General features: G+C 49.7%; 5 protein-coding genes. 2 read left to right on the top strand and 3 right to left on the bottom strand.

Going from position 1 to position 3,182, the window contains the following annotated elements:
* Positions 1–62 (top strand): DUF933 domain-containing protein (locus tag JU82_RS12215; RefSeq protein ID WP_366921369.1); only part of this gene is annotated, 62 nt, incomplete at its 5' end.
* A 52-nt stretch (positions 63–114) separates the two neighbouring features.
* The gene (locus tag JU82_RS05930) at positions 115–717 is read left to right on the top strand and encodes a hypothetical protein (protein ID WP_037947951.1); all 603 of its coding nucleotides are present in this window, start codon (positions 115–117) and stop codon (positions 715–717) included.
* Here the strand turns inward: JU82_RS05930 and JU82_RS05925 are convergent.
* From JU82_RS05925 to JU82_RS05915, 3 genes are all read right to left on the bottom strand, one after another.
* A complete protein-coding gene (locus JU82_RS05925; RefSeq protein ID WP_037947948.1) occupies positions 707–1,525 on the bottom strand; it encodes a phosphatidylserine decarboxylase in 819 nt (272 codons plus the stop codon). The genes JU82_RS05930 and JU82_RS05925 overlap by 11 nt on opposite strands.
* Positions 1,526–1,527: 2 nt before the next feature.
* Positions 1,528–2,619, bottom strand: a complete 1,092-nt coding sequence (gene truD, locus JU82_RS05920) for a tRNA pseudouridine(13) synthase TruD (RefSeq protein ID WP_037947945.1) — start codon at positions 2,617–2,619, stop codon at positions 1,528–1,530.
* A 7-nt stretch (positions 2,620–2,626) separates the two neighbouring features.
* Positions 2,627–3,182 (bottom strand): thiamine-phosphate kinase (locus JU82_RS05915; RefSeq protein ID WP_037947940.1); only part of this gene is annotated, 556 nt, incomplete at its 5' end.

Here is a 3,182-nt window from a genome sequence, read left to right as displayed (position 1 = left end):
TTGAAGGAAAAGAATACATCGTCCAGGACGGTGATATCATGCATTTCCGTTTCAACGTCTAATTAGGTACAATATTCGCAAATTGTACACTTACTAATAGACAGGAACACCTTCATGCGTCTTCAGTATACGGGTCCGAAGCCCCTGATCTCTTCTCATGGGATCAATTTTGATCTCAACAAAGAAGATAAGTTCGTTTATCTCAGTATCGTCGCCGAATTGATTCAGGCTCTGAATCATGAATATATCGGCGAAAAACGCTATATTTACATGACCTCCGGAAGACCGCTGGACAACGAGCTGATCCTTTCAATCATCCAATCCCTCAACCCTTCGCTCGAAGAGGATGTCCTCGAACGCCGGCGGATCGTCAATGCCGAAATCGACGAAGAGATCGAACGGGCTCACTCCAACAAGCTCCTTTGCGAAGAAGAGCGGGACGTGCTGATCAAAAACATCGAAATGCTGCGCAATTACCGTACTACGCGATCACTCAACAAAACCGTCTATTACAGCGGCATCACCTCTATCGCGAAAATCATCAAAAACGGTCATATCGACCATATCACTTCGCCGATGTACCCAAAATTCATGCACGTCTTTCACTCGTTGCAGGGAGTTCTGAGCAAACTTCATCCCCCCGTCGACAGTTCGATCGACATTTTTCAGGAAGACGAACATCTTCAGATTCGTCTGAACATTCTTTTCAGGACGTAATCGTCGCGATCGTTTGCGCGAATTTGACGTTCTCTCCGGCGGCAACACCCAAGTCGATCATCCCCGGCTCGCAGAGCATTACGATCGTCGATCCCATTTGGAAACATCCGAAATCGTCCCCTTTTTTGAGCTGCAGATCGGCATACGCATAATGGCTCGGCGTCAGCACGGTATTCGTATCGATACGCGGTTCAAATCCTACTTCCATTTTTCCGACATTCAGTGCTCCTACCAGAATCAGAAAGAAACGTTTCCCTTCGTTACTGAGACATTCCAGAACAACCCGTTCGTTTTCGATAAACAGATCGACCTGTTTTTTCAGCGAAGGGATATTAACCGGATAGAGTTTGCCGGGGATATGGGTAGCACTCAGTACTGTCATATCGATCGGGGCATGGTATCGATGATAATCGCGCGGGGAGAGGTAAAAATTAACGAATACTCCGTCATGTACCGCCTTTTTGGCCTCAGCACCGATACTTTCTCCCAGCACGCCATCGACCGAATAACTCATCCCCTTGATCTGAAGTGCGAGATTCTGATGGATCGTTCCGCATTCGGTGATCAGCGAATCGCACGGGCTGATCATGCATTTGGGATCATGGGAAAAAGGCCGCATGGTTGTAAATTTTCGGGTAAAAAGAGCATTAAGCGTCGAATAGCTTTCAGGCGATTCGAACTCGCTCATGTCCAGCCCCATCATGCGGACATACGTCGTATTAATGATCTTCTGCACTTTGGGCGAATGCTCTTTGGAAGCGAGTTTTCCGAAAGCCTGTGATAATGCGGATGTGTAATGTCGTTTCAAATTTACTCCTGATCTTCGTCGGTTTGAATGGCACGTTTGGCGATCTCTTCGATCAATACAGTCGCGTAGCACCCTTTTGGTAGAGTAAAATGAAGCTCATACCAGGCTTCCTGTTCTTTGTATTCCCCTTCGATCTCTTCGGGGAAAATCCATCCGTAGCGCCGCGCGCCGTCGATTCCGCTACTGATGCAGTCGTAATTTTTTTCGATCTCGCCGGCCAATCCTTCGGCACGGGTAGCACGCTTGCCGCTGAGCAAACCGCTCACCGAAATATCGCGGGCATTGAAACGCTCCGTCTCAGCCTCTTCGACATAATGAAATATCCGTCCATACGGATAATGCATCATCACGTCACCGTGAATCAGCTTGAAGGGGTGTTTTTGCGACTTCATCGAGACGCACTCCTCTTTCGGCAATGACAGGATGGAAGGGAGCTGCTCGAGGTCGAATCCTTCGACCAGTTTGGAGATTTCGATCCGGCGGCTGAGCCAATCGTTAAACAGATAGCTCTGGTAGGAATTGACGTAAAACTGGGCAAGTTTCTTGTTCCGTTCTTTGAGGCTCCCTTCCAGAATCGCTTTCCCTTTCTTGTAATTCTCGCCGTCCAGACCGAAACGCTGGAAACCGAAGTAGTTGGGCATTCCGTGACTCTTGATCGCTTTGAGCGCTTCGCCGATTTTGGCCGCCGCTATGGGGGTCACTTTTTTGAGACGGATAAAGAAGCGGTTGCCTTTGAGATGGCCGACCCGGATTTTATTGTTATGGTACGTTTTCCCCAGAATCTTGATCCCTTCGTGCTCGAAGCGTTCCAATACTTCCTCGTATTTGCGCGGAAGCGAGATGTATTGCTTGGTCTGGGCGTTTTTGTCTTTAAGCCCGGCATACCCGATATCGCGCCCTTTGATCCCCAGATGGTTGCTGAAGATATCGACCATCTGCCAGGTGGAGAGGTTCTTTTTACGTACATGAAGCACAAGGTGTTCTCCGTCCCCGCTGAACGGATAAAGCGGGATTTCGTCGACCACAAAATCACGGGGAGACTGGCGGAAATGAAACTCGATCGGGCTGTGGGGTAAATAATATTGTCGTTCCATGAAACTCCTAAAAATGGTGTGCTTTGCAGCGGTTTGTGAATTTGCCTCTTTTGGCCCGTCCGACAATCCGCAAAGGGGTACGGGTCAACGCGGCAAGCCGTCGGATTGTGCGGGCTTTGCCGGGAGGAAAGGCAATAAGCATCTCATACTCTTCCCCGCTACAGCCGAGCGGTTTGGGAATTTTTTTCGTAAATGCGATCCCTTTTGCATTGGCTTTGGAGAGTTTCCCCAAATCGCTGAACAGTCCGTCGGAAATGTCCATCCCGCAGCGCAGATGCCGCCCCGTTTTTTGGATGAACCGCTGCCGTAGTCGCGGGCGGACAAAACGGCTTTTCGAATGCACTTTTCCCCCTGCCATCAAATACCGCAGTTCTCTGGCCGATGTCCCGATACGCCCGGTATAGGCAAGGATGTCACCGTTTTTAAGCCCTTGGCGCGTCAGCGTTCTTCCGTCCGTTTCAGAGACGATCGTCACCGAAATATCCAGCTTGACATTGCCGATCGTATCGCCGCCGATGATTTCGATCCCGTAGTCGCACGCCGCATCTTTGATCCCGTCCGCC

Origin of the sequence: Sulfuricurvum sp. MLSB (assembly GCF_000747095.1) — a bacterium.
Taxonomy (GTDB): Bacteria; Campylobacterota; Campylobacteria; order Campylobacterales; family Sulfurimonadaceae; genus Sulfuricurvum.
This window is presented reverse-complemented; position numbering and strand designations above follow the sequence as displayed.